The sequence below is a fragment of the Pseudomonas sp. BNK-7 genome (assembly GCF_048072025.1).
GTDB classification, from domain to species: domain Bacteria; phylum Pseudomonadota; class Gammaproteobacteria; order Pseudomonadales; family Pseudomonadaceae; genus Aquipseudomonas; species Aquipseudomonas danubii.
Map to the genome: position 1 here is coordinate 1,032,755 of NZ_CP182252.1, position 23,721 is coordinate 1,056,475.

Annotated in this window: 22 protein-coding genes and 1 pseudogene; 1 reads left to right on the forward strand and 22 read right to left on the reverse strand. The window is 61.2% G+C overall.

All coding sequences use genetic code 11. The features are described from left to right. The first annotated feature begins 97 nt into the window (after positions 1–97). The gene (locus tag ACMGF8_RS04850; protein ID WP_416760268.1) at positions 98–712 is read left to right on the forward strand and encodes a LysE family translocator; all 615 of its coding nucleotides are present in this window, start codon (positions 98–100) and stop codon (positions 710–712) included. Positions 713–1,057: 345 nt separating this feature from the next. Here ACMGF8_RS04850 and ACMGF8_RS04855 read toward each other — a convergent pair whose 3' ends face one another. The 22 genes and pseudogenes from ACMGF8_RS04855 to mnmG form a co-directional block, all read right to left on the reverse strand. Further along, positions 1,058–3,208, reverse strand: coding sequence for a hypothetical protein (locus ACMGF8_RS04855; RefSeq protein WP_416758858.1), 2,151 nt, complete (start codon positions 3,206–3,208; stop codon positions 1,058–1,060). After that, a complete protein-coding gene (locus tag ACMGF8_RS04860; RefSeq protein ID WP_102862404.1) occupies positions 3,195–4,397 on the reverse strand; it encodes a DUF3142 domain-containing protein in 1,203 nt (400 codons plus the stop codon). Before ACMGF8_RS04860 ends, ACMGF8_RS04855 begins: the two co-directional genes overlap by 14 nt. Positions 4,398–4,553: 156 nt before the next feature. Next, a pseudogene (locus tag ACMGF8_RS04865) lies at positions 4,554–5,429 on the reverse strand (pyridoxamine 5'-phosphate oxidase family protein); the annotation flags it as partial. Between the two features lie 25 nt (positions 5,430–5,454). Next, positions 5,455–6,084: a glutathione S-transferase family protein gene (locus tag ACMGF8_RS04870; protein WP_102862406.1), complete on the reverse strand. Its 630-nt coding sequence runs from the start codon at positions 6,082–6,084 to the stop codon at positions 5,455–5,457. A 125-nt stretch (positions 6,085–6,209) separates the two neighbouring features. Then, complete coding sequence (locus ACMGF8_RS04875) at positions 6,210–7,112, reverse strand: LysR family transcriptional regulator (RefSeq protein ID WP_102862407.1); 903 nt, start codon at positions 7,110–7,112, stop codon at positions 6,210–6,212. 70 nt (positions 7,113–7,182) lie between these two features. Beyond that, positions 7,183–7,503, reverse strand: coding sequence for a hypothetical protein (locus ACMGF8_RS04880; RefSeq protein WP_102862408.1), 321 nt, complete (start codon positions 7,501–7,503; stop codon positions 7,183–7,185). 98 nt (positions 7,504–7,601) lie between these two features. Further along, positions 7,602–9,434: a glutamine--fructose-6-phosphate transaminase (isomerizing) gene (gene glmS / locus ACMGF8_RS04885; RefSeq protein ID WP_110594160.1), complete on the reverse strand. Its 1,833-nt coding sequence runs from the start codon at positions 9,432–9,434 to the stop codon at positions 7,602–7,604. 10 nt (positions 9,435–9,444) lie between these two features. Then, positions 9,445–10,212, reverse strand: coding sequence for a DeoR/GlpR family DNA-binding transcription regulator (locus ACMGF8_RS04890; RefSeq protein ID WP_102862410.1), 768 nt, complete (start codon positions 10,210–10,212; stop codon positions 9,445–9,447). Positions 10,213–10,399: 187 nt separating this feature from the next. Further along, positions 10,400–11,767 carry a bifunctional UDP-N-acetylglucosamine diphosphorylase/glucosamine-1-phosphate N-acetyltransferase GlmU gene (gene glmU, locus ACMGF8_RS04895; RefSeq protein ID WP_102862411.1) on the reverse strand — a complete coding sequence of 456 codons (1,368 nt, stop codon included), beginning with the start codon at positions 11,765–11,767 and terminating at the stop codon, positions 10,400–10,402. A gap of 115 nt (positions 11,768–11,882) precedes the next feature. Continuing rightward, positions 11,883–12,308: a F0F1 ATP synthase subunit epsilon gene (locus ACMGF8_RS04900; RefSeq protein ID WP_011064380.1), complete on the reverse strand. Its 426-nt coding sequence runs from the start codon at positions 12,306–12,308 to the stop codon at positions 11,883–11,885. 45 nt (positions 12,309–12,353) lie between these two features. Then, positions 12,354–13,730: a F0F1 ATP synthase subunit beta gene (gene atpD, locus ACMGF8_RS04905; protein WP_007924510.1), complete on the reverse strand. Its 1,377-nt coding sequence runs from the start codon at positions 13,728–13,730 to the stop codon at positions 12,354–12,356. A 27-nt stretch (positions 13,731–13,757) separates the two neighbouring features. Continuing rightward, entirely contained in the window at positions 13,758–14,618 is an 861-nt protein-coding gene (gene atpG, locus ACMGF8_RS04910; RefSeq protein WP_016964880.1) for a F0F1 ATP synthase subunit gamma, read from the reverse strand. Between the two features lie 50 nt (positions 14,619–14,668). Beyond that, positions 14,669–16,213, reverse strand: coding sequence for a F0F1 ATP synthase subunit alpha (gene atpA, locus ACMGF8_RS04915; protein WP_102862412.1), 1,545 nt, complete (start codon positions 16,211–16,213; stop codon positions 14,669–14,671). Between the two features lie 21 nt (positions 16,214–16,234). After that, complete coding sequence (locus tag ACMGF8_RS04920; protein WP_102862413.1) at positions 16,235–16,771, reverse strand: F0F1 ATP synthase subunit delta; 537 nt, start codon at positions 16,769–16,771, stop codon at positions 16,235–16,237. A gap of 12 nt (positions 16,772–16,783) precedes the next feature. Continuing rightward, a complete protein-coding gene (locus tag ACMGF8_RS04925) occupies positions 16,784–17,254 on the reverse strand; it encodes a F0F1 ATP synthase subunit B (protein WP_011064385.1) in 471 nt (156 codons plus the stop codon). Between the two features lie 57 nt (positions 17,255–17,311). Beyond that, complete coding sequence (atpE, locus tag ACMGF8_RS04930) at positions 17,312–17,569, reverse strand: F0F1 ATP synthase subunit C (RefSeq protein ID WP_002555987.1); 258 nt, start codon at positions 17,567–17,569, stop codon at positions 17,312–17,314. Between the two features lie 135 nt (positions 17,570–17,704). Beyond that, a complete protein-coding gene (atpB, locus tag ACMGF8_RS04935; RefSeq protein WP_102862414.1) occupies positions 17,705–18,577 on the reverse strand; it encodes a F0F1 ATP synthase subunit A in 873 nt (290 codons plus the stop codon). A gap of 16 nt (positions 18,578–18,593) precedes the next feature. Further along, positions 18,594–19,001: a F0F1 ATP synthase subunit I gene (locus ACMGF8_RS04940; protein WP_016964883.1), complete on the reverse strand. Its 408-nt coding sequence runs from the start codon at positions 18,999–19,001 to the stop codon at positions 18,594–18,596. Positions 19,002–19,149: 148 nt separating this feature from the next. Next, entirely contained in the window at positions 19,150–20,022 is an 873-nt protein-coding gene (locus tag ACMGF8_RS04945; RefSeq protein ID WP_011064387.1) for a ParB/RepB/Spo0J family partition protein, read from the reverse strand. Positions 20,023–20,031: 9 nt separating this feature from the next. Further along, on the reverse strand, positions 20,032–20,829 hold the full coding sequence (locus ACMGF8_RS04950; protein ID WP_011064388.1) for a ParA family protein: 798 nt from the start codon (positions 20,827–20,829) through the stop codon (positions 20,032–20,034). Positions 20,830–20,847: 18 nt separating this feature from the next. Next, positions 20,848–21,483, reverse strand: coding sequence for a 16S rRNA (guanine(527)-N(7))-methyltransferase RsmG (gene rsmG, locus ACMGF8_RS04955; RefSeq protein WP_170001428.1), 636 nt, complete (start codon positions 21,481–21,483; stop codon positions 20,848–20,850). A 5-nt stretch (positions 21,484–21,488) separates the two neighbouring features. Next, positions 21,489–23,381: a tRNA uridine-5-carboxymethylaminomethyl(34) synthesis enzyme MnmG gene (gene mnmG, locus ACMGF8_RS04960; protein WP_110594158.1), complete on the reverse strand. Its 1,893-nt coding sequence runs from the start codon at positions 23,379–23,381 to the stop codon at positions 21,489–21,491. Positions 23,382–23,721 lie beyond the last annotated feature (340 nt).

Genomic DNA, 23,721 nt, shown 5'->3' on the forward strand with positions numbered 1-23,721 from the left:
TGCTGGTTGATTACGCAAGCACCTGCCCGCCCCTGTGGCCCTAAACTGGGCGCACCGAGTCGACAACGAATGGGGGGGCAAGGTGGCGCAACTGTGGATGTATTTCCTGGCTCTGGCGGTGGTCTACCTGCTGCCCGGCCCCGACATGATCCTGCTGCTGCAGACCGGTGCCCGCCAGGGCAAGGCCCAGGCGCTGGCCACGGCCCTGGGGCTGGCGATCTCCCGCGGCTGCCACGTGGCCCTGGCCGCCCTGGGCCTGGCGGCGCTGTTCAAGGCCGCCCCCTGGACCTTCGACGTGGTACGCCTGGCGGGCGCCGCCTACCTGCTGTGGATCGGTATCCAGTGCCTGCGCGCCAACCTGCTGCCCAACCTCGACAGCGCCGGCGTGACGGCCACGCCCCTGCGCTGGCGCCAGGCGATCCAGCGCGGCCTGCTGACCAACCTGCTGAACCCCAAGGCGCTGCTGTTCTGCTCGGTGCTGTTGCCGCAGTTCATCGATCCCCAGGCCGGCGCGGTAGCCCCCCAATTCGTCACCCTGGGTGTGTTGCTGGTGGCGGTGGGCGGACTGTTCGACTGCTGCTACGCCCTGGCCGGCGCCGGGCTGGGCCGCTGGATGCAGCGCAGCCCTTCGGCCCAGCGCGTGCAGCAATGGCTGTTCGGCAGCCTGCTGATCGGCTTTGCCTTGCGCCTGACCTTCGTCCAGCAGGCCTGACGGCATCTGTAGCCGCTGCTGAGCCTCGGCGAAGCTGCGCGAAGGTCCGCAGGACCTTGCCTGGCGATCCCTCGACAAAATGTACGCCCCAGAGATCGCCGCGACCGCTGCGTCGGAGTGCCGCCCAGCTCGTTCGCAGCCTGCGGCAGCGGCTACAAAAAGCCGACCAGCACGGCTCTGTAGCCGCTGCTGAGCCTCGGCGAAGCTGCGCGAAGGTCCGCAGGACCTTGCCTGGCGATCCCTAGACAAAATGTGCGCCCCAGAGATCGCCGCGACCGCTGCGTCGGAGTGCCGCCCAGCTCGTTCGCAGCCTGCGGCAGCGGCTACAGGATCCGGGGCACGCCTTTATGTCGCCTTGTGCGAGGGCACCGCGCGGCGGCGTCGGAACAGGTAGGCCGCCCCCAACAGCAGCACGCCGGCACCGGCGCCAGCAACCAGCCTGTGCTCGGCCACCGCGGAACGGGATGCGTCCAGCCACTGGGTCAGGTAGCGCTTGTTGGCGCTGCCGAAGTCCGGCTCCTGGCAGTTCATGCCAAAGTTGCCGGCCCACTCCACAAAGGGGCCGTTTTCCACGTAGCGCCGGTAGTAGGCGATCTCCGCATCGCTACCCCGGGTCCAGCGCGCCGCCTTGCACAGCACCGCGGCATAGGCCTGGCTGGTGTGAGGCAGGAAGTCCGCGGCCTGGTTGCCCAGCTCCCCGGCCAGGTAGCGGTAGTGGTAACGCACGTCGGGCGCGGCGGTGGTGGCTTGCTGACGCTGCACTTCATCGGCGCTGACAAAGGGCCCGGCCTGCACCGGCGGGATCTCCAGGCTGTAGCTGCCCCAGAGGCTGTGATAGTCCGGGCCCATTTCGTAACCCAGGATCTCCATGCCCGAGGCACGGGCCAGCTTGCCGGCCTGGTAATAGGCCTCTGCCCGGCGCGTGGGCAACCAGGCCGACTCGGCGCTGCGCCGGTACTCACCGTAAGCCTTGGCGATGGCCTGGCGCTCCGGGCTGTCGAAGTAGCCCCAACCCTCTTCGTAGCGGCCTTCGCGCAGCAGGCGCCGGCCGAGCAATTCGCGCACCTGGGCGGCAATCGGCAGGGTTTCGTAGTAGGCGTCCGGCTGCTTGGGCGTCGGCGGCGGTGCGGGTACCTGGGTATCGACGAACTGCTTGAGTTCATCCAGGGTCAGCACCCGCTCCGCCACCGTGGCTGCGTCGTGCCAGTAGATGTCGCCGCTGCGGTAGAGCAGCTCGAAGGCTTGCACGTAGTCGCCACGATCCAGGGCCAGCAGGGCGCTTTCGCCTTCGACCCGGCAACCGGGCTTGAGGTCTTCGTAATTGCCGTCGTAATCACCGCGAAAGCCCCAGCTCTCGTCGCGGGGGAAGGCCGCGGCGGCCTTGGCGTATGCGGCGGCAGCAGCCACCTTGTCGCCATCACGCAGGGCCATCTTGGCCCGCAGCCACCAGGCCAGGCCGCCATCGCCGGCATGCTCGAGCAAGCGCTGGGCGGTGGCGAAATCACCATTCTGGTAATTCAGCGCCGCCAGCCGGTCGGCGTTGTCGAAACTGCCCGCAGTGCCCTGGCTCAGCAGCTTGATCAGTTTCACCTCCGACTCGGGCCGCTCGCCGAAGGACCAGGCCTGGTGCGAGATCAAGGAGGCGGTGAGCAAGCGGGCTACGGAAGGATGCTTGAGCTGCTCCAGCAACTGCGCGTCCGGCAGGCCGCTCAGTTCGCCCACCACCTGCTTCAGGGAGCTGTAGCCGACCTCCGAACCCAGCTGGTTCTGGACGGCATACAGATCGATGGCCTGGCTCCAGTCGTTCTGATCCTTGAGGATGCGGGCCTCCTCCCCCAGGCTGGCGACGCCCAGGCTCAAGGGGTCGCTGAAGGCGTCGATGCTCAGCTGGCGGGTCTGGGCGAACGCCTGGCGCGCCGACTGGCGCATGTCGCGCCGGCCCTGATCGTCCAGCTCGTTGGCTTGCTCGCTGATAAAGGACAGGGCCCGCCCCAGGGAATAGGCCGCCCAGGTACTGCGCAGGGCGCGTTGCTCGGCGGGCAGCGCCAGCACCTTGCGGAAATACTCCGCCGCCAACTCATGATCCCCGGCGCTGAAGGCCACGGCGCCCGCGGTGTAGAGCTTGATCTCCAGCGGCAGGCTGGCCCCTTGTTGCTCCGCTACGCGTGCGTCATTGAGCTTGCGCAACTGGCCGACCAGGGTTTGCTGAGCCTGGTCCAGCCCTTGCTGTTCGGCCCAGTTACGCTCTTGCACCGAATAGCTGTCAGGCAGGCTGTAATCGACACTGAAGCCATTCTTGGCGACCGGCATGAGCCCGACGATGGGCTGACCCAGGCGGCTGATCTCGAACTGGAAACTGCCTTCGGGCAGCTGCGCCAGCGTCTGTGGGCGGTCGTCCAGCAGGCGCATGGGGAAAGTCGGTCCGCAGGCCAGGGCCGGAGCCAGGGGCAGGCACAGGCTCAGGCACAGCAGGTGACGGGATCTAGGGACGAACATGCGCAGCTCCTTGGTCAATTTTTGTACAGCGGGCCCAGCCCACAGCGCGACTGGCGCCAGCGGCCAGACGCCCGGTCTGTTGGCGGGTCAACCGCAGTTGGCCGTCGCGCAGCTGCGCGGCATAGCCGCCCAGCCCGTCGAATCCGTCGCATTGGGCAACGGCCAGGGTCAGTTGTTCAGGCAAGGGCCGATCGAGGTTGCCCGCGTTGCTCAAGCGGATGTCGAACAGGCCGTCCTGTTCCTCCAGGCGGATGCCCAGTTGGCCGGCCAGGGCGTCGCCCCGGGCCACCGCCCGCAGGGTCTCCAGGCTCCAGGCCCGCACATCGCCCTTGAGCGGCAGGCGAAACCAGATCAGACCGGCCAGGTGCGGCGGCGGGTCGTTGCGCAGGGTCCTGGCCAACTGGCTGAGTTGCTCGGGGTCGGCCATCAGTTCCTGGCGCTGACCGCGCCGTCGCAGCGGCGCCTCGCTCTCCACCAGGGGCGCGCCTTCGGCAGCGGGGAGCAAGGCGACGCCGTAGGCGGGCAAGGCCAGATAGAAGGGTTTGTCGCTGATGCGCGCCCAACGCCGAGCCCATTGCTCGGCTTGTCGTGGGTCGAACAGGCCCTGCCGAGGATCACTTACGGCGTGCACCTGCAGCACGCTGCTGTCGACCTTGGCCAGCAGGCCCGGCAACTCGCGACTGTCGAGCCAGGCCGGCAAGGCGGTGATGCTCAGGGGCAGTTGGCTCGGCAGTACAGCCCGCAAGCGCTCAAGCAGCTTGGCGTAGGCGGGCAAGCGCGCGCTGCCGGCATCGTGGTCGATCTCGATCCCAGCCAGAGTCAGGCCCTGCTCCTGCCAGTCCGTCAGCAGTTGTTGGACCTGACGGATGATCTCGTCCTGATCCAGGGACGGCAGTTGCCCGTCGAGGCGGATCACCGCGATCAACGGCCGGGCATCCTGCTTGAGCAAGCCGGCGTCGATCCGCGCACGGCTCCAGCCAGCCTGTGGAAAAGCCTGCAGGGCCAGGACCCGGGCTGTGGAAAAGTCGGCCCGGGAACCGGCCAGAGCGTCGGCGTGGGCAGGCGTCCACTGCCGTTGCCAGATGTAGAGTTGTTGATCCAGAGGGGGGGCGTCTTCGAGGCGGCAGGCGCTGAGCAGCACCGGGCAAAGCAATAGGGCGAAGAGGCGGAGCAAGACCCGGGGCAGCATGAATCGTTGATTCCCTTTAACGCAACAAAGCCCCGGCGTGCCGGGCGCTCTGCAGATGATCAACCTTGAGATCGCGCCAGCCTACGCAGGGCCGCGGCTGGCGGCAATCGCTGGCGAAGACTTTTTTCTGCAGGCGCCCAGGGCCCGTTACAAGCCCCGCAGGGACAGGGCTGCCGGCCGCCGCACCAGCCGCTCCACGGTAAAGCGCCACACGCGCTCGGCGCCCTGGAAGGTGCTGAGCAGCGGGCCGCCTAAGATGATTTCGGTACGCCCACTGAGTTGCAGCAACTCGCCACTGTGAAAGTCGATGAACAGCAAGCCCGCCCGGGGATTGAGCAGCAGGTTGCCCAGGGTACTGAAATGCAGGTTGCCGGCGAAATCCGGGATGGTCAGGCAGTTGCCTTCGACTCGAACGAACCCGGTCGGGCCGCCACGATGGGAGACATCTACCGCACGCTGGCCCTCCACATCGACATAGCTGGCGACGAAGAAGGTATCGGCGGCACCGATCAGGGCCCGGGCCGCCGGGTCCAGGTCCTGTCGGTGCTGGGCCGGGCGGCTGGCCGGATCGCTCAAGGGCACCCGCTGCAGATCGCGCAACTGGATGTAGCGCGGGCAGTTGCCAAACGACTGTTGCACCCTGAGGCAAAAGCCTCGGCTATCGAGCTCGTCGATACGACCGTTGAGACGATTGCGTCGCCGGGTATGCAGTTCGATCCCCAACAGGCCCACTGCCGCGCCTTCCTGCAACTGCAGCGGATCATCGGCGGCCGGCAGGCTGGCAAGGCGCAGCAGGTTGGCTTGCGGGGCCTGGGCAAAACCGGGCGGCCCTTCAAGCAGGCTCGCCCAGGGATCGCCGTGGGCATCCACCGCGCCCACCAGGATGAACGGCAGTTGTCCGAAGAACTGCTGGTGCTGCTCGGGCATGGCCGCACGGATGACTTTGGCGCCGAAGGCTTCCATGCGCTCGGCCACCCCTGCCTGGAGCTGCAATTGCCGTTCGCCGGCATGCCAAGGTGAATGCGTGCTCATGTGGTGGCCTCCGCAGAGTGGCTCTTCAGGCGCTTTTCAAACCCGCCGCCGTGGATGGCATGGGGACAAAGCCGGGCAAGGCTTCAATACGCTGCAGCCAGGCCCGTACATGGGGGTAAGCGTCCAGGGACACGTTGCCTTCCGGGGCGTGGGCGATGTAGCTGTAGCCCGCGACATCGGCAATGGTCGCCTGCTGCCCTACCAGGAAGGGCCGGCTCGCCAGCTCCTGATCCATGATCTTGAGCAGCGCGTGGGCACGGGCGATGACTTCCTCGGCATTGAACGAGGCGCCAAACACCGTGATCAACCGCGCCGCCGCCGGTCCAAAGGCGATCTGCCCCGCCGCCACCGACAGCCAGCGCTGCACCTGGGCCGCGCCCACCGGATCGCTGGGCAACCAGCGGCCCTGACCATAACGCTGGGCCAGATACACCAGGATCGCATTGGAATCGGCCAGCACCACGCCCTGGTCGTCGATCACCGGCACTTGGCCAAAGACGTTGAGGGCGAGGAAGTCCGCCTGCTTGTGGGCGCCCTTGGCCAGGTCGACAAAGATGGTTTCGCTGGGCAGGTCCAGCAGGGACAGCATCAGCTCGACCCGATGGGCATGCCCGGAACGGGGAAAGTTGTAGAACTTGATAGGTGGCTGAGACATGGTCGACTCCGCGAACGAGGCGCGGTCGAAGTGCCGCGCTGGGAGCCCCATCTTGATCCCTGGGAAAAAACAACAGAATCACCAGAAATCGCAATCCATCCTTTCATCCAGCGCAACAACGCTGATCAAGGATTGAGCGATGGATGCTCACGCAAAGCCTGTACGGCGAAGTCGACAAAGCTGCGCACCCGCGCCGGCGCCTTGCGCCCGCCCTGGTACACCACATGGATCGGCAAGGGCGCCAGCTCGAAGGCCTGGAGGACAATTTCCAACTGCCCCGCCGCGACCTGGTCGGCGACCTGATAGGACAGCACTCGGGTCAGGCCCAACCCCAGGCAGGCGGCACTGATGGCCGCCTGATTGGCGCTGACCAGCAACCGCGGTTCGGGCCGAATGCTCAAGGGCCGACCGGCATCGTTGAACTGCCAGTTGCGCGCCTGGCCCACGGACGACGGCGCGATCACCGGCGCCTGGCGCAGGTCATCGGGATGCTGGGGACGGCCGTGGACGGCAAGAAACTCCGGCGCGGCGCAGACAACGCGGCGCACCTCGCCGACTCGGACGCTGTGCTGGCCACTGTCGGGCAACTCGCCGATACGTATCGCCACGTCGATGCCCTCCTCCACCATGCTCGCCACCCGGTCCAGCAGCAGGGCGTTGACGTTGACCTGTGGATAACGTTGCAGGTAGCGCACCAGCAGTGGAGTGACGAAGAGGTCACCGAACAGCACCGGCGCAGTCAGGGTCAATTGACCCCGGGGCTGGGCGTGGATGCCGGCGGCCGAAGCCTCGGCGTCCTGGACCTCGGCCAGAATGCGCCGGCAATCCTCCAGGTAGCCTTGCCCGGCTTCGCTCAAATGCACACTGCGGGTGGTGCGGATCAACAACTGAGTGCCGATGCGCTGCTCCAGCGCGGCGACGGCTCGGGTCACACTGGCGGCCGACAGACTCAGGCGCCGAGCGGCAGCAGCGAAGCCTTGCTCCTGAGCGACGCAAACGAACACCTGCATTTCCTGGAACCTGTCCATGCCCTACCTCAACTGCCAGCGCCTGCCCGGTGAGCGCCGCGAGCCAGCAGCATAATCCAGGGCCCGGGCTTCAGGGGATACACCAGGTGCCGACATCGTGCCGATCGAATCCCGGGCACGGGTTGTTCTTGGCAATCAGTCGGTAAGGCTGATCTTCGGCGTAGGAAAAATAGAAGTAGTAGTGCCGATCTTCCCCGTACAACCAATAGGAAGAAGAACCCTGATTAATCAGGGTCGGCTCGAAGGTCCAGATGGAGGATTCGGCGGGAATGAAGTTGGCCCGGTCCTTGAGCAGCAACAGGCTGTTGGACAGCACCGGAGTCAGCCCGCCCAGCAGCAGGACAACCAGCATCAGGACCAGCGTCCATCCATAAATCAAACGCAGTTTCATAGGTTTTCCACAGCTCAATAAAAAGTCCCGGCCTGTGCACAAGCCGGGACTTTCTGGGTGATGGGTTCACAGCTGCCTGGCAGACAGCTGTGGATAACTCACTCCACGGTCACCGACTTGGCCAGGTTGCGCGGCTGGTCGACGTCGGTGCCCTTGAGCACGGCAACGTAGTAGGACAGCAGTTGCAGCGGGATGGTGTAGAGAATCGGCGAGAGGATGTCGTGGATGTGCGGCATCTGGATCACGTGGGTGCCTTCGCCATTGGTCATGCCGGCTTGTTCGTCGGCAAACACGATCAGCTCGCCGCCACGGGCACGCACTTCCTGCAGGTTGGATTTGAGTTTTTCCAACAGCTCGTTGTTCGGCGCCACGGTGACCACCGGCATGTCGTTATCCACAAGCGCCAGGGGACCGTGCTTGAGCTCGCCGGCCGGGTAGGCTTCGGCGTGGATGTAGGAAATCTCCTTGAGCTTGAGGGAGCCCTCCATCGCTACCGGGTACTGGGCGCCACGGCCAAGGAACAGGGTGTGGTGCTTGTCGGCGAACAGTTCGGCAGTCTTCTCCACCACGCCGTCCATGGCCAGGGCTTCACCCAGGCGGATCGGCAGGCGGCGCAGTTCTTCTACCAGCTCGGCTTCGACGCCGGCGGCCAGGGTGCCACGTACCTGGCCCAGGGACAGGGTCAGCAATAGCAGGCCCACCAGTTGGGTGGTGAAGGCCTTGGTCGAGGCCACGCCGATTTCGCGACCGGCCTGGGTCAGCAGGGTCAGGTCGGACTCACGCACCAGGGAGCTGATGCCGACGTTGCAGATGGCCAGGCTGGCCAGGAAGCCCAGCTCTTTGGCGTTGCGCAAGGCCGCCAGGGTATCGGCGGTTTCGCCGGACTGGGAGATGGTCACGAACAGGGTGTCGGGCTGCACCACCACCTTGCGGTAGCGGAACTCGCTGGCCACTTCCACCTGGCAGGGGATGCCGGCCAGTTCTTCCAGCCAGTAACGGGCGACCATGCCAGCGTGGTAGCTGGTGCCGCAGGCAACGATCTGCACATTGCGCACCTTGGCGAACAGCTCCGCGGCTTGCGGACCGAAGGCCTGGACCAGCACCTGATTGGCGCTCAGGCGGCCTTCCAGGGTGCGTTGCACCACGGATGGCTGCTCGTGGATTTCCTTGAGCATGAAGTGACGAAACTCGCCCTTCTCCGCCGCTTCGGCGCCGTCGCGGTACTGCACTGCTTCGCGCTCAACCGCTTTGCCGTCGATGTCCCAGATCTGCACGCTGTCGCGGCGGATCTCGGCGATGTCGCCTTCTTCCAGGTACATGAAGCGGTCGGTGACCTGGCGCAAGGCCAGTTGGTCGGAGGCGAGGAAGTTTTCCCCCAGGCCCAGGCCGATCACCAGCGGGCTGCCGCTGCGGGCTGCCACCAGGCGGTCCGGCTGGCTGGCGCTGATCACCGCCAGGCCATAGGCACCGTGCAGTTCCTTGACGGTGGCCTTGAGCGCCACGGTGAGGTCGCCCAGGTCCTTGAGCTTGTGGTTCAGCAGGTGGGCGATGACTTCGGTGTCAGTGTCCGAGGTGAACGCATAGCCCAGGGCGCTGAGCTGCGCGCGCAGGGCTTCGTGGTTCTCGATGATGCCGTTGTGCACGATCGCCAGGTCGCCGGAGAAATGCGGGTGGGCATTACGCTCGCACGGCGCGCCGTGGGTGGCCCAGCGGGTGTGGGCGATGCCCAGGCGGCCAACCAGCGGCTCGCTGGCCAGGGCCTGTTCCAGTTCGCTGACCTTGCCCGGGCGACGCATGCGCTCGAGCTTGCCGGCGTTGGTGTAGACCGCCACACCGGCGCTGTCGTAGCCGCGGTATTCGAGACGCTTGAGGCCTTCCAGCAAAATGGCGGTGATATTGCGTTCAGCAACGGCGCCAACAATTCCACACATGGTTTTTCTCCTAGCTGACAGCCGCGCAAATCAGAGTTATGCCGCGGGCCTGGATTTGGTCGCGGACCTCAAAGGGCAGGCGATCATCGGTAATAAGGGTATGGACGCTGCTCCATGGCAGCTCCAGATTGGGAATCTTGCGGCCGATCTTGTCGGATTCGACCATCACCACCACTTCACGAGCCACTTCGGCCATGACCCGACTCAACCCCAGCAATTCGTTGAAGGTGGTGGTGCCGCGGGCCAGATCGATGCCGTCGGCACCGATAAACAGCTGGTCGAAGTCGTATGAGCGTAGAACCTGTTCAGCCACCTGGCCCTGAAAGGATTCGGAATGGGGGTCCCAGGTGCCGCCAGTCATCAACAGCACGGGTTCGTGCTCCAGCTCGCTCAGGGCGTTGGCCACATTCAGCGAGTTGGTCATCACCACCAGGCCGGGTTGCTGGCCCAGTTCGGGAATCATGGCGGCGGTGGTGCTGCCACTGTCGATGATGATTCGTGCGTGTTCCCGGATGCGCTGTACCGCGGCCCGGGCAATCGCCTGCTTGTAGAGGGACACCGGCTGGCCAAGGTCGCTGACCAGTTCCTGAGGCATGGTGATGGCGCCGCCGTAACGACGCAGCAGCAAGCCATTGCTTTCCAGAGCGGCCAGATCCTTTCGAATCGTAACTTCAGAGGTTTCGAAACGCTTGGCCAAAGCATCAACGCTCACTTCGCCCTGTTCATTGAGCAAGGCAAGGATATTGTGGCGGCGTTGGGGGGTATTGCGCTTCGACATGGCGGTTTAAGTTTCGATTCGAAAGATAACAGGCGCAATAAAAACCTATGATCGAAACTTCGTCAAGCGGGGGAGGTGAAAAAAACGCTGCTGTTGGGTGGGAAGTTATCCACATTCAGCCAGCCCCTACCGCTGAGCATAGGAGCTGGCTGACCGGCGAACAGGTCCGCCGCGGTTGTGGATAACCTCAGTCTTTCTTGATCTTCTCCGGCCGCTTCCAGCCGTCGATGTTCTTCTGCCGGGCCCGACCCACTGCCAGTTGGGCTGGCGCTACGTTCTGGGTGATGGTGGAGCCGGCGGCCGTGGTAGCACCGGACAAGATATCCACAGGTGCCACCAGGGAGTTGTTGGACCCGATGAACACGTCTTCGCCCATGACAGTCTTGTGCTTGTTCACCCCGTCATAGTTGCAGGTGATGGTGCCAGCGCCGATGTTGGTGCGGGCACCGATCACCGCGTCGCCCAGGTAAGTCAGGTGACCGGCCTTGGCGCCCTGGCCCAGGTGGGCATTCTTCAGTTCGACGAAGTTACCCACATGGGCACGGGCCTCCAGCACGGTGCCGGGACGCAGGCGAGCGAACGGGCCGGCATCGCTGCCCTCGCCCAGTACCGCGCCATCCAGGTGACTGTTGGCCTTGATCACCACGCCCTTGCGCAGGGTACTGTCCTTGATCACACAGTTGGGACCGATCACCACGTCGTCCTCGATCACCACTCGGCCTTCGAGAATCACGTTGATGTCGATCAGCACGTCGCGGCCGACCGTGACTTCGCCGCGCACGTCGAAACGCGCGGGGTCACGCAGGGTCACGCCCTGGGCCATCAGCCGGCGCGCGGCGCGTAGCTGGTAGTGGCGCTCCAGCTCGGCCAGTTGCTTGCGGTCGTTGGCGCCCTGCACTTCCATGGCGTCGTGGGGCTGCTCGGTGGCGACAATCAGGCCGTCGCTGACTGCCATGGCAATCACGTCGGTGAGGTAGTACTCGCCCTGGGCGTTGTTGTTGGACAGGCGGCCGGTCCAGTCGCCGAGGCGCTTGCCGGGCACCGCGAGAATCCCGGTGTTGCCTTCGGTGATCGCGCGCTGGGCTTCATTGGCATCCTTCTGCTCGACGATGGCGGTGACCTTGCCACTGGCGTCACGGACGATGCGCCCATAGCCGGTCGGGTCATCCAGCTCAACGGTGAGCAGGCCCAGTTGTTCAGGTCCCGCTTGCTTGAGCAGGCGCTGCAGGGTCTCGACTTCGATCAGTGGCACATCACCATAGAGGATCAGCACCGTGTCGGCGGTAATGAACGGTACAGCCTGGGCCACCGCGTGGCCGGTGCCCAGTTGCTTGTCCTGCAACACGAAATTCAGGTCATCGGCCGCCAGGCGCTCACGCACCGCGTCCGCGCCGTGGCCAATCACCACGTGGATGCGCTGTGGGTCGAGTTGCCGGGCGCTGTGGATAACATGCCCGAGCATGGAGTTGCCGGCGACCGGGTGAAGCACCTTCGGCAGCGCCGAGCGCATACGAGTGCCTTGACCCGCGGCGAGGATAACGATTTCGAGAGACATGACTGGCTACCAATCCTGGGGGGCCGGCGACTGCGACCAAGGGGGGTGAATGGCGGAAAATAAAAAGGGTAGCCGAGGCTACCCTTTTTAATCAATCACACAGAAAGCCTGCGACTTAGCCGCCGAACTTCTTGCGGATCTGCTGGACGGTACGCAGCTGAGCTGCGGCCTCGGCCAGACGTGCAGCAGCAGAACCGTAGTCGAAATCTGCGCCTTTTTCATTCAGGGCCTTCTCAGCAGCCTTGACGGCTTCCTGAGCGGAGGCTTCGTCCAGGTCGGCAGCGCGTTGCACGGTATCGGCAAGAACCTTGACCATGTTCGGCTGAACCTCGAGGAAACCACCGGAGATGTAGAACACCTCGGCTTCCCCGCCCTGCTTGATCAAGCGGATCGGACCTGGCTTCAGGTTGGTGATCAGCGGTGCGTGACCCAGAGCGATACCAAGATCACCCAGTTCACCGTGCGCAACCACCATCTCCACCAGACCGGAGAAGATTTCCCCTTCCGCGCTGACGATATCGCAATGGACTGTCATAGCCATCTGCTTGCCTCAACCTAAATTAGCGCCCGTTGCCGGGCGCCGGGATTACAGTTTCTTGGCTTTCTCGATCGCTTCTTCGATGCCGCCGACCATGTAGAACGCTTGTTCTGGCAGGTGGTCGTAGTCACCGTTGAGGATGCCTTTGAAGCCAGCGATGGTGTCTTTCAGGGAAACGTATTTGCCTGGAGAACCAGTGAAGACTTCAGCCACGAAGAACGGCTGCGACAAGAAGCGCTGGATCTTACGAGCGCGGGATACCAACTGCTTGTCGGCTTCCGACAGTTCGTCCATACCCAGGATCGCGATGATGTCCTTCAGCTCTTTGTAACGCTGCAGTACGTACTGAACGCCGCGAGCGGTCTCGTAGTGTTCGTTGCCGATCACGTTCGGGTCCAGCTGACGGGAAGTCGAGTCCAGTGGGTCTACCGCTGGGTAGATACCCAGGGAAGCGATGTCACGGGACAGAACGACGGTGGCGTCCAAGTGGGCGAAGGTGGTCGCTGGCGACGGGTCGGTCAAGTCGTCCGCAGGTACGTATACCGCTTGGATCGAGGTGATCGAGCCTTGCTTGGTCGAAGTGATACGTTCTTGCAGAACGCCCATCTCTTCAGCCAGGGTCGGCTGGTAGCCTACTGCGGAAGGCATACGGCCCAGCAGTGCGGATACTTCGGTACCGGCCAGGGTGTAACGATAGATGTTGTCGACGAACAGCAGAACGTCGTTACCTTCGTCACGGAACTTCTCGGCCATGGTCAGGCCGGTCAGCGCTACGCGCAGACGGTTTCCTGGTGGCTCGTTCATCTGGCCGTAGACCAGAGCAACCTTGTCCAGAACGTTGGAATCCTTCATCTCGTGGTAGAAGTCGTTACCCTCACGAGTACGCTCACCCACACCGGCGAACACGGAATAACCGCTGTGCTCGATGGCGATGTTACGGATCAGTTCCATCATGTTTACGGTCTTGCCTACACCGGCACCACCGAACAGACCGACTTTACCGCCCTTGGCGAACGGGCAAACCAGGTCAATTACCTTGATCCCGGTTTCCAGCAGGTCGTTGCCGCCTGCCTGTTCTGCGAAGGAAGGAGCTGGACGGTGGATGCCCCAACGCTCTTCTTCACCGATAGGACCGGCTTCGTCGATTGGGTTGCCCAGTACGTCCATGATCCGGCCCAGGGTCGCTTTACCGACCGGTACGGAGATGGCTGCGCCAGTGTTGTTGACGTCCAGACCGCGCTTCAAGCCTTCGGTGGAGCCCATCGCAATGGTACGCACCACGCCGTCGCCCAGCTGTTGCTGAACTTCCAGAGTGGTTTCGGCGCCTTGAACCTTCAAGGCGTCGTAGATGCTCGGTACGCTGTCGCGTGGAAATTCCACGTCGATAACGGCGCCGATGATTTGAACGATACGTCCGCTACTCATAGCTGGATCCTCTGAATATTTGAACCGTTAAACCGCGGCAGCGCCGCCGACGATTTCCGAGATCTCTTGGGTGATCGCAGCCTGACGCGCCTTGTTGTAGATCAGCTGCAAATCGCTGATCAAATCACCGGCGTTGTCGGTAGCGTTCTTCATTGCGATCATCCGCGCCGCTTGTTCAGCTGCGTTGTTCTCGACCACCGCCTGGTAGACCTGCGACTCCACGTAACGGACCATCAAGCCGTCCAGCAGCTCCTTGGCATCCGGTTCGTAGAGATAGTCCCAGTGGTGCTTGAGTTCTTGATCCGGGGTTGCCTCCAGTGGAATCAACTGCTCCACGGTCGGCTGCTGGGTCATGGTGTTGATGAACTTGTTGGATACCACGGACAGGCGGTCAATCCGGCCTTCCAGGTACGCATCCAGCATCACCTTGACGCTGCCGATCAGGTCATTGATCGACGGCTCTTCACCCAGATGGCTGATAGCTGCAACGACGTTACCGCCGAAGTTGCGGAAGAAGGCCGCACCCTTGCTACCGACCACACACAGATCGATCTCGACGCCTTGTTCGCGGTTTACCGCCATGTCCTTGACCAGGGCCTTGAACAGGTTGGTGTTCAAGCCACCACACAGACCACGGTCACTGCTCACCACAATGTAACCGACGCGCTTGATAGCACGGTCGATCATGAACGGGTGACGATATTCCGGGTTGGCGTTGGCCAGATGACCAATAACCTGGCGGATGCGCTCCGCATAAGGACGGCTAGCAGCCATGCGCATTTGTGCCTTGCGCATTTTGCTGACCGCCACTTTTTCCATGGCGCTGGTAATTTTTTGCGTGCTTTTGATGCTCGCAATCTTACTGCGAATCTCTTTTGCGCCTGCCATGTAACACCTATCAGGTTAGCAAGCGGGAGCCTTGCGGCTCCCGCTGCGGCTTACCAGGTTTGGGTGGCTTTGAACTTCTCGATACCGGCTTTCAGGCCAGCGTCGATTTCGTCATTGAAGTCACCCTTCACGTTGATCTTCGCCATCAGGTCGGCGTGATCGCGGTTGAAGTAAGCAATCATGGCCTGTTCGAAGCTACCAACTTTGGCAATCTCGACGTCCGTCAGGAAGCCACGTTCAGCGGCGTACAGGGACAAGGACATGTCGGCGATGGACATCGGCGCATATTGCTTCTGCTTCATCAGCTCGGTAACGCGCTGACCATGCTCAAGTTGCTTACGGGTCGCTTCGTCCAGGTCAGAAGCGAACTGGGCGAATGCCGCCAGTTCACGGTACTGAGCCAGAGCGGTACGGATACCACCGGACAGCTTCTTGATGATCTTGGTCTGAGCGGCACCACCCACACGGGATACCGAAACACCGGCGTTCACAGCCGGACGGATGCCGGAGTTGAACATGGCCGATTCCAGGAAGATCTGACCGTCGGTGATGGAAATCACGTTGGTCGGAACGAACGCGGAAACGTCGCCAGCCTGGGTTTCGATGATCGGCAGAGCGGTCAGGGAACCGGTCTTGCCAGTCACTGCGCCGTTGGTGAACTTCTCTACGTACTCTTCGGAAACGCGGGAAGCGCGCTCCAGCAGACGGGAGTGGAGATAGAACACGTCACCTGGGTAGGCTTCACGGCCTGGTGGACGGCGCAGCAGCAGGGAAATCTGGCGGTAAGCCACTGCTTGCTTGGACAGATCGTCATAAACGATCAGCGCGTCTTCACCGCGGTCGCGGAAGTATTCGCCCATGGTGCAACCGGAGTACGGTGCCAGGAACTGCAGTGCAGCCGATTCGGAAGCACTGGCAGCAACGATGATGGTGTTAGCCAGGGCACCGTTTTCTTCCAGCTTGCGAACCACGTTGGCGATGGTCGATTGTTTCTGACCGATCGCTACGTAGACGCAGAAAATGCCGCTGTCTTTCTGGTTGATGATCGCGTCGATCGCCAGAGCGGTCTTACCGATCTGACGGTCACCGATGATCAGCTCACGCTGGCCACGGCCGACAGGGATCATGGCATCGACAGCCTTGTAGCCAGTCTGTACAGGCTGGTCTACCGACTTACGCCAGATCACGCCTGGAGCAACTTTCTCGACCGCATCGGTCTCGGTGTTGTTCAGCGGACCTTTGCCGTCAACTGGGTTACCCAGTGCGTCGACTACGCGACCCAGCAGTTCCTTACCAACCGGAACTTCGAGGATGCGGCCGGTGCACTTGGCGCTCATGCCTTCAGCCAGACTGGTGTACGCGCCCAATACAACGGCACCTACGGAGTCTTGCTCCAGGTTGAGGGCCATACCGTAGACGCCGCCCGGAAACTCGATCATCTCGCCGTACATGACGTCGGCCAGACCGTGAATCCGCACGATGCCGTCAGATACGCTGACGACAGTGCCTTCGTTACGGGCTTGGGAGGTCACATCGAGCTTGTCGATGCGGCCCTTGATAATTTCACTTATTTCGGAAGGATTGAGTTGCTGCATTGCTCTGCTGCCCCTTCAAACTCAAGATTTCAATGCTTCGGCAAGGTTCGCGAGTTTGCCGCGAATCGAGCCATCGATAACCAGGTCGCCGGCGCGGATTACGACGCCACCAATAAGGCTGGCATCCTCCGCAGCGTGCAGTCGCACTTCCCGGCCGAGCCGTGCACTGAGAACCTTGGCGAGTTTGTCTTGCTGTTCTTGGTTCAATGCGAACGCACTGGTTACATCCACATCCACCGATTTCTCTTGCTCGGCCTTGTACAGGTCGAACAGAGCGGCGATCTCCGGCAACAGCAGGAGACGGTCGTTCTCGGCGGCAACGTGAATGAAATTCTGTGCCTGTGCATCAAACTTGTCGCCACACACTTCGATAAAAGTGTTGGCCTTTTCTGCGCTCGTCAGTCGCGGGGCCTTAAGCACGCGCTGCATGGTGTCATCTTGTGACACCGCTGCAGCCAGGCCGAGCATGGCTGACCAAGAGGCCAGCTGCTGGTGGGCCTGAGCGTGCTCGAAGGCCGCCTTAGCGTAAGGTCGGGCCAACGTGGTCAGTTCTGCCATGATCGCCCTCGCTTAAATTTCAGCAGCCAGTTTGTTAACCAGCTCTGCGTGCGCGTTTTGATCGATTGTGGCACCCAGGATCTTCTCTGCGCCATTGACGGCCAGGCTACCCAGTTGGGCACGCAGCGCGTCTTTGACACCGTTCAGTTCCTGTTCGATCTCGGCCTGAGCCTGAGCCTTCACACGTTCAGCTTCGACACGAGCCTGTTCACGGGCTTCGTCGACGATCTGAGAACCGCGCTTCTTGGCTTGCTCAATGATTTCAGCTGCCTGAGCTTTAGCTTCGCGCAGTTGCTGACCCGCTTTATCTTGGGCCAGTTCCAGGTCACGAGCTGCTCGGCTGGCAGCGTCCAGTCCATCCGCGATCTTCTTTTGACGTTCGTGCAAAGCAGCAATGACCGGAGGCCAAATGAACTTCATGCAGAACAATACAAAAATTAAGAACGCAACGGACTGGCCAATCAGGGTTGCATTAATGTTCACGCCAACACCTCGCTCGTTCGTTGTCCGTCACACCAATCAACTCGAATACTCGAGTGATTAGCCAGCGAGTTGACCAACGAAGGGGTTTGCGAAGGTGAAGAACAGAGCGATACCAACACCGATCATGGTTACGGCGTCGAGCAGACCGGCAACGATGAACATTTTAACTTGCAGCATTGGAACCATTTCTGGTTGACGCGCAGCGCCTTCCAGGAACTTGCCGCCCAGCAGGCCGAAACCAATTGCGGTACCCAGTGCGCCCAGGCCGATCAACAGTGCAACAGCGATAGCGGTTAGACCAACTACAGTTTCCATCTTTCCTCCCGACTTTTACGTCGTATGGTTTAGGTTTTTTAGATTAAAGCGGTAAAACAAATCGTTTCATCGAGCCCGAGAGACGGGCCCCCTCTCGCCGCAACGAGAGGGACATCAGACTAGTCGAGACTGGTCTTAATGGTTCTCTTCGTGCGCCATCGACAGGTAGACGATGGTCAGCATCATGAAGATAAAGGCCTGCAGGGTAATGATCAGGATGTGGAACACAGCCCACGCCCATTGCAGAACCACACCCATGCCGCTGAGCCACAGCAGACCACTGCCGAACATCACAGCGATCAGGATGAACACCAGTTCGCCGGCATACATGTTGCCGAACAGACGCAGTGCCAGAGAGATCGGCTTGGCAATCAGGGTCACGAATTCCAGCAGGAAGTTCACCGGAATCAGCAGCGCTTGAACGAAGATGTTCTTGCTGCCGAACGGATGCAGGGTCAACTCGCCGATGAAGCCGCCGATGCCCTTGATCTTGATGCTGTAGAAAATGATCAGCGCGAATACCGACAGGGCCATGCCCAGGGTGGCGTTCGGGTCAGTGGTGGATACGGCACGGAATGGAATGTGCGGATCGCCCGAGATCAACATGGCCAGTTGTGGAATCCAGTCCACCGGTACCAGGTCGATGGCGTTCATCAGGAACACCCAGACGAAAATGGTCAGCGCCAGCGGTGCGATCACCGGGCTGCGACCGTGGAAGCTGTCCTTCACGCTGCCATCGACGAAGCCAACCATGACTTCAACGAAGTTCTGCAAAGCGCCCGGCACGCCGGAAGTCGCCTTCTTAGCCGCCATGCGGAACAGAAGAATGAAGATCACACCCAGTGCGACAGACCAGCCGAGGGTATCGACGTGGAATGCCCAGAAGCCCATTTCCTTGGCTTCTGCTGCGGAGTGGGCAAAGCCCCAGCTCCCATTGGGTAGCTGACCGAAGGTCAGGTTCTGCAAGTGGTGCTGGATATAGCCCGAAGCGGTTGTTTCTGCTGACATGGTTGCCTCAAACGCCCTAAGGTCTCGAAAGTCTTGTTCTCATTAGCAGGGGAGCGAACCAGCTGACCAGTTGGGTCAGCACGAAGACGCCGAATACAGCCAGCGGCGCCAATGGCTTCACACCTGCGAACGTCAGTGCAAACAGCACCGCCGTCAAAATCAGTTTGCCCGCCTCACCGGCATAAAAAGACCGGACTATGGCTTGGGCCGCTCGAGCGCCGGAAAACCGAAATGCCCTGTGAGCGAAATACACATTGGGTAGCAAGGCTATCAGTCCTCCGCAAAGGCCTGAGTACCCGGCAACGACTCCACGCCATTGCCAAAGCGCCAGAGCGGCTATCAGCAGAATGACCAACTGAGCCAATAAAACCGGAAAAACCGCCAAGCGATGAAACGGCAAGCGGTTTGGCGTGCGGGTTTCCATCGCTCTTGCTCCTCAAGGGTCGGCCGCCAGAATTCAATAACTTGGCATAATTTGTGCCGACAAAATGCGCGCAGAGTATAGGGGCGGTTCAGCCCCTATTCAACTGCCGGGTAGTGATTTCCGACTGCGCGCTACATGAGGAAATGTTTCAGCGAATGTGAGCGAGGACGCCTTGCAGCTCATCCAGGGAGTTATAGCCGATCACCAGCTGTCCCTTGCCCTTCTTCCCATGACGAATCTGCACCGCAGAGCCTAGGCGCTCGGCCAGGCGCTGCTCGAGACGGGCGATATCCGGGTCTGGCTTGACCGGTTCAGCAGGCTCCTGTTTACCGCTCAGCCACTGGCGAACCAGCGCCTCGGTCTGACGTACAGTGAGACCTCGTGCGACAACGTGTCGCGCCCCTTCAACCTGTTGATTTTCCGGCAATCCGAGCAAGGCACGGGCATGACCCATTTCCAGGTCGCCGTGGGACAGCATGGTCTTGATTACCTCAGGCAAGGCAATCAGGCGCAGCAGGTTGGCCACACTGACGCGGGACTTGCCCACCGCTTCGGCGACCTGTTGCTGAGTCAGCTGAAATTCCTGCTGCAGGCGCTGCAGGGCCACCGCTTCCTCGATGGGATTGAGGTCTTCGCGCTGGATATTCTCGATCAGCGCCATGGCGATAGCGGTTTCATCCGGTACATCGCGGACCATCGCCGGGATGGTTTCCTGGCCGGCCTGCTGGCTGGCGCGCCAGCGGCGTTCACCGGCGATGATCTCGAAACGACCACCACCAATGGGACGGACCACGATCGGCTGCATCACACCCTGGCTCTTGATCGAATTGGCCAGTTCTTCCAGTGCCTGCGGGTCCATGTCCCGGCGTGGCTGGTACTTGCCACGCTGGATCAGGTCCAGAGGCAGGTGTTGCAACTCACGCTGGTCGGCCTGCACCGCTTGTTCTTCCAGTGCGCTGACAGTCGGACCACTCAACAGTGCATCCAGTCCACGTCCGAGACCTCGTTTCTTGACGGCCATGGGGATTCCTTAAGTTGGCTGGGCGGCTGCGACGCGCGATTGTTTACGTTGCCGGCGAACCATCTCGCCCGCCAGGGCCAGGTAGGCCAGCGCGCCACGGGATTGTTTGTCGTACGCCAATGCCGGCATGCCGTAGCTCGGCGCCTCGGCCAAACGGATGTTGCGCGGAATCACGGTGTCGTACAGCTGATCGCCGAAGTGTTCCTTGAGCTGCGCGGAAACATCGTTCATCAGGCTCAGGCGCGGGTCGAACATGGTACGCAGCAAGCCTTCGATCTTCAGCTCGGGGTTGAGCAGTTCAGCGATACGCTTGATGTTATCCACAAGGTCGCTCAGGCCTTCCAGCGCGTAGTACTCGCACTGCATGGGGATAATCACCCCATCGGCGGCCACCAGGGCGTTGAGGGTGAGCATCGACAGCGACGGCGGGCAGTCGATCAGGATGTAGTCGTAGTTTTCACGAATCGGCGCCAGGGCGCTGCGCAGACGGCTTTCCTTCATCTGCATTTCCAGCAGCACCACTTCCGCGGCCGTCAGGTCGCGGTTGGCCGGCAGCAATTGATAACCACCGTGTTCGGAGAAGTGCATGGCCTGGGCCAGGTCGCATTCACCAATCAGCAGGTCATAGACCGAGTTTTCCAAACCGTGTTTATCCACACCGCTACCCATGGTGGCGTTGCCCTGTGGATCGAGATCGATCAACAGCACCCGGCGCTTGGTCGCTACCAGGGATGCTGCGAGGTTGATGCAGGTGGTGGTCTTGCCCACGCCACCTTTCTGGTTCGCTATCGCGAATACCTTAGCCATTCTTGCTTGTGTTCCCAATCATGCCGTGCGGCGCAGTATCAGCAGATGGCGTTGGCCTTGGCAACCGGGTACGGCCAAGGCGTGTTCGCTATCGAGGTGGAAGTCTGCCGGCAATGCTAACAGCTCATCCGAGGGATGGACGCCCTTCATTGCCAGCCAGCGTGTATCGCGGTCGCCCAGGTGGCGGGTCCAGTTGGTGAAGTTCTCCATGCTGCTGAACGCCCGGGAAATGATCCCGTTGAAAGGCTGTTCAGGCGTGAAGGCCTCGACCCGGCTGTGGATAACTTGCAGGTTATCCAGCTTGAGTTCGAGTTTGACCTGTGTCAGGAAGCGGGTTTTCTTGCCGTTGCTGTCCAGGCAGGTGACTTGCGACTCGGGAAACAGGATTGCCAGAGGGATACCGGGCATCCCGCCGCCACTGCCAACATCCAGCCAGCGGCCGTTTTCGATGAACGACATTACGCTCAAGCTATCGAGCAGATGGCGGGAGACCATTTCATCCGGGTCGCGCACCGCCGTCAGGTTGTAAGCCTTGTTCCACTTGATCAACAGGGCCAGGTAACCCAGCAGCAATTCGTGCTGGGCTGCGCTCAGATTGACACCGAGCTGGCGAGCGCCTGTGGATAACTCATCCGCGTGTTGTGGGGTGACCATAGAACTCAAGCGCTTTGCTCCAACTGACGGCCCGCGCCGCGTTTTTTCAAATGAATCATCAACAGGGAAATCGCCGCCGGGGTCACGCCGGGAATACGCGACGCCTGGCCCAGGGTTTCCGGACGAGTTGCGCCGAGCTTGCTCTGGATCTCCTTCGACAGGCCAGAAATGCCGGTGTAATCGATATCCACAGGCAGCTTGGTGTCTTCACTGGCGCGCAGACGGGCAATTTCGTCCTGCTGGCGATCGATGTAGCCGGCGTACTTGGTCTTGATCTCGACCTGTTCCGCGACCTGTGGATCTTCTGCGCCGTATCCGGTCACTTCGACCAGACCAGCGTAGTCGATTTCCGGACGGCTCAGCAGGTTCAGCAGGTTGTACTCGTGGGTCAGCGGCGTACCGAATTTCTGAGCAATGGCATCGCCCTGCTCGGTGCCAGGACGGACCCAAGTGGACTTCAAGCGTTGCTCTTCCTGGGCAATGCCTTCGCGTTTCTTGCAGAAAGCGGCCCAGCGCACGTCATCCACCAGACCCAGCTCGCGACCTTTTTCGGTCAGACGCAGGTCGGCATTGTCTTCGCGCAGAATCAGGCGGTATTCGGCCCGGGAAGTGAACATCCGGTACGGTTCCTGGGTACCCAGGGTAATCAGGTCATCCACCAGCACACCGATATAGGCTTCATCGCGGCGCGGGCACCAGCTGTCTTTGCCCTGGGCACGCAGTGCGGCGTTGGCCCCGGCCAGCAAACCCTGGGCGCCGGCTTCTTCGTACCCGGTGGTGCCGTTGATCTGACCGGCGAAGAACAGGCCGCCAATGACCTTGGTTTCCAGGCTGTATTTCAAATCCCGCGGATCGAAGTAGTCGTACTCGATGGCATAACCCGGGCGCACGATGTGTGCGTTTTCCATGCCGCGGATCGATTGCACGATCTGCAACTGCACGTCGAACGGCAGGGATGTGGATATCCCGTTCGGGTACAGCTCGTGAGTGGTCAGGCCTTCAGGTTCGATAAACACCTGATGGCTTTCCTTGTCGGCAAAGCGATGGATCTTGTCTTCGATCGACGGGCAGTAACGCGGGCCAATGCCTTCGATCACCCCGGAATACATCGGCGAACGATCGAGGTTCGAGGCGATGATCTCGTGGGTGCGGGCGTTGGTGTGAGTAATCCAGCAACTGACCTGTTGTGGATGCTGTTCTTTCGAGCCCAGGAACGACATCACCGGAATCGGTGTATCCCCAGGCTGTTCGGTCATGACCGAGAAATCCACAGAACGGCCATCGATGCGTGGCGGAGTACCGGTTTTCAGGCGGCCGACCCGCAGTGGCAACTCCCGCAGACGTTGTGCAAGGGCGATCGAAGGTGGATCACCTGCGCGACCGCCGGAGTAGTTCTGCATTCCGATGTGGATAAGTCCACCGAGGAAGGTTCCGGTGGTAAGCACCACGGATTCCGCGAAGAAACGCAGACCCATCTGGGTCACAACACCGCGTACCTGATCCTGTTCAACGATCAGGTCATCTGCGGCTTGTTGAAATATCCACAGGTTCGGCTGGTTCTCGAGGATCTCGCGCACCGCCGCCTTGTACAGAACACGGTCGGCCTGGGCGCGGGTAGCGCGCACGGCTGGGCCTTTGCGGCTGTTCAACACACGAAACTGAATACCGCCCTTATCGGTCGCCATGGCCATCGCGCCACCTAGGGCATCGATTTCCTTGACCAGATGGCTCTTGCCGATCCCACCAATTGCGGGGTTGCAGCTCATTGCTCCGAGGGTTTCCACGTTATGCGTCAGCAACAGGGTTTTGGCCCCCATGCGTGCTGATGCAAGTGCTGCCTCGGTACCGGCATGACCGCCGCCGATGACGATCACTTCAAAACGGGAAGGGAAATCCACCACGCACCTCGTGCCTGCTTCAAGTAGGAGTAATTAGGAGTAGTTGTCGGGTTGGTTTTTGGACCAAGGCGGCAAGTATAGGGACTTAGCCCTTCCTAAAGAACCCTTTGCACAAAATTTAACCAGCTGTGGATGAATCACGGTCAATAGAAATTAAAAGAGAGAAATTTATTAAATCCTTGTTTTTATGTTTATTCTTATACACACGTCTTTCTGTGGATAGATTGCTACAGACCTTTATATTCAATATGTACAGAGGTTTTAAACTCTGTGATTAGGTGGCCAGGAGACCCTTGGATAAGCGGTTTAAACCTGTGGATGAATGGGGTGGTTATCCACA

Coding starts and splice junctions, on each gene's coding strand:
- ACMGF8_RS04850 (WP_416760268.1), top strand. CDS start 98: ATGTATTTCCTGGCTCTGGCGGTGGTCTACCTGCTGCCCGGCCCCGAC.
- ACMGF8_RS04855 (WP_416758858.1), bottom strand. CDS start 3,208: ATGTTCGTCCCTAGATCCCGTCACCTGCTGTGCCTGAGCCTGTGCCTG.
- ACMGF8_RS04860 (WP_102862404.1), bottom strand. CDS start 4,397: ATGCTGCCCCGGGTCTTGCTCCGCCTCTTCGCCCTATTGCTTTGCCCG.
- ACMGF8_RS04870 (WP_102862406.1), bottom strand. CDS start 6,084: ATGTCTCAGCCACCTATCAAGTTCTACAACTTTCCCCGTTCCGGGCAT.
- ACMGF8_RS04875 (WP_102862407.1), bottom strand. CDS start 7,112: ATGGACAGGTTCCAGGAAATGCAGGTGTTCGTTTGCGTCGCTCAGGAG.
- ACMGF8_RS04880 (WP_102862408.1), bottom strand. CDS start 7,503: ATGAAACTGCGTTTGATTTATGGATGGACGCTGGTCCTGATGCTGGTT.
- glmS (WP_110594160.1), bottom strand. CDS start 9,434: ATGTGTGGAATTGTTGGCGCCGTTGCTGAACGCAATATCACCGCCATT.
- ACMGF8_RS04890 (WP_102862410.1), bottom strand. CDS start 10,212: ATGTCGAAGCGCAATACCCCCCAACGCCGCCACAATATCCTTGCCTTG.
- glmU (WP_102862411.1), bottom strand. CDS start 11,767: ATGTCTCTCGAAATCGTTATCCTCGCCGCGGGTCAAGGCACTCGTATG.
- ACMGF8_RS04900 (WP_011064380.1), bottom strand. CDS start 12,308: ATGGCTATGACAGTCCATTGCGATATCGTCAGCGCGGAAGGGGAAATC.
- atpD (WP_007924510.1), bottom strand. CDS start 13,730: ATGAGTAGCGGACGTATCGTTCAAATCATCGGCGCCGTTATCGACGTG.
- atpG (WP_016964880.1), bottom strand. CDS start 14,618: ATGGCAGGCGCAAAAGAGATTCGCAGTAAGATTGCGAGCATCAAAAGC.
- atpA (WP_102862412.1), bottom strand. CDS start 16,213: ATGCAGCAACTCAATCCTTCCGAAATAAGTGAAATTATCAAGGGCCGC.
- ACMGF8_RS04920 (WP_102862413.1), bottom strand. CDS start 16,771: ATGGCAGAACTGACCACGTTGGCCCGACCTTACGCTAAGGCGGCCTTC.
- atpE (WP_002555987.1), bottom strand. CDS start 17,569: ATGGAAACTGTAGTTGGTCTAACCGCTATCGCTGTTGCACTGTTGATC.
- atpB (WP_102862414.1), bottom strand. CDS start 18,577: ATGTCAGCAGAAACAACCGCTTCGGGCTATATCCAGCACCACTTGCAG.
- ACMGF8_RS04940 (WP_016964883.1), bottom strand. CDS start 19,001: ATGGAAACCCGCACGCCAAACCGCTTGCCGTTTCATCGCTTGGCGGTT.
- ACMGF8_RS04945 (WP_011064387.1), bottom strand. CDS start 20,022: ATGGCCGTCAAGAAACGAGGTCTCGGACGTGGACTGGATGCACTGTTG.
- ACMGF8_RS04950 (WP_011064388.1), bottom strand. CDS start 20,829: ATGGCTAAGGTATTCGCGATAGCGAACCAGAAAGGTGGCGTGGGCAAG.
- rsmG (WP_170001428.1), bottom strand. CDS start 21,483: ATGGTCACCCCACAACACGCGGATGAGTTATCCACAGGCGCTCGCCAG.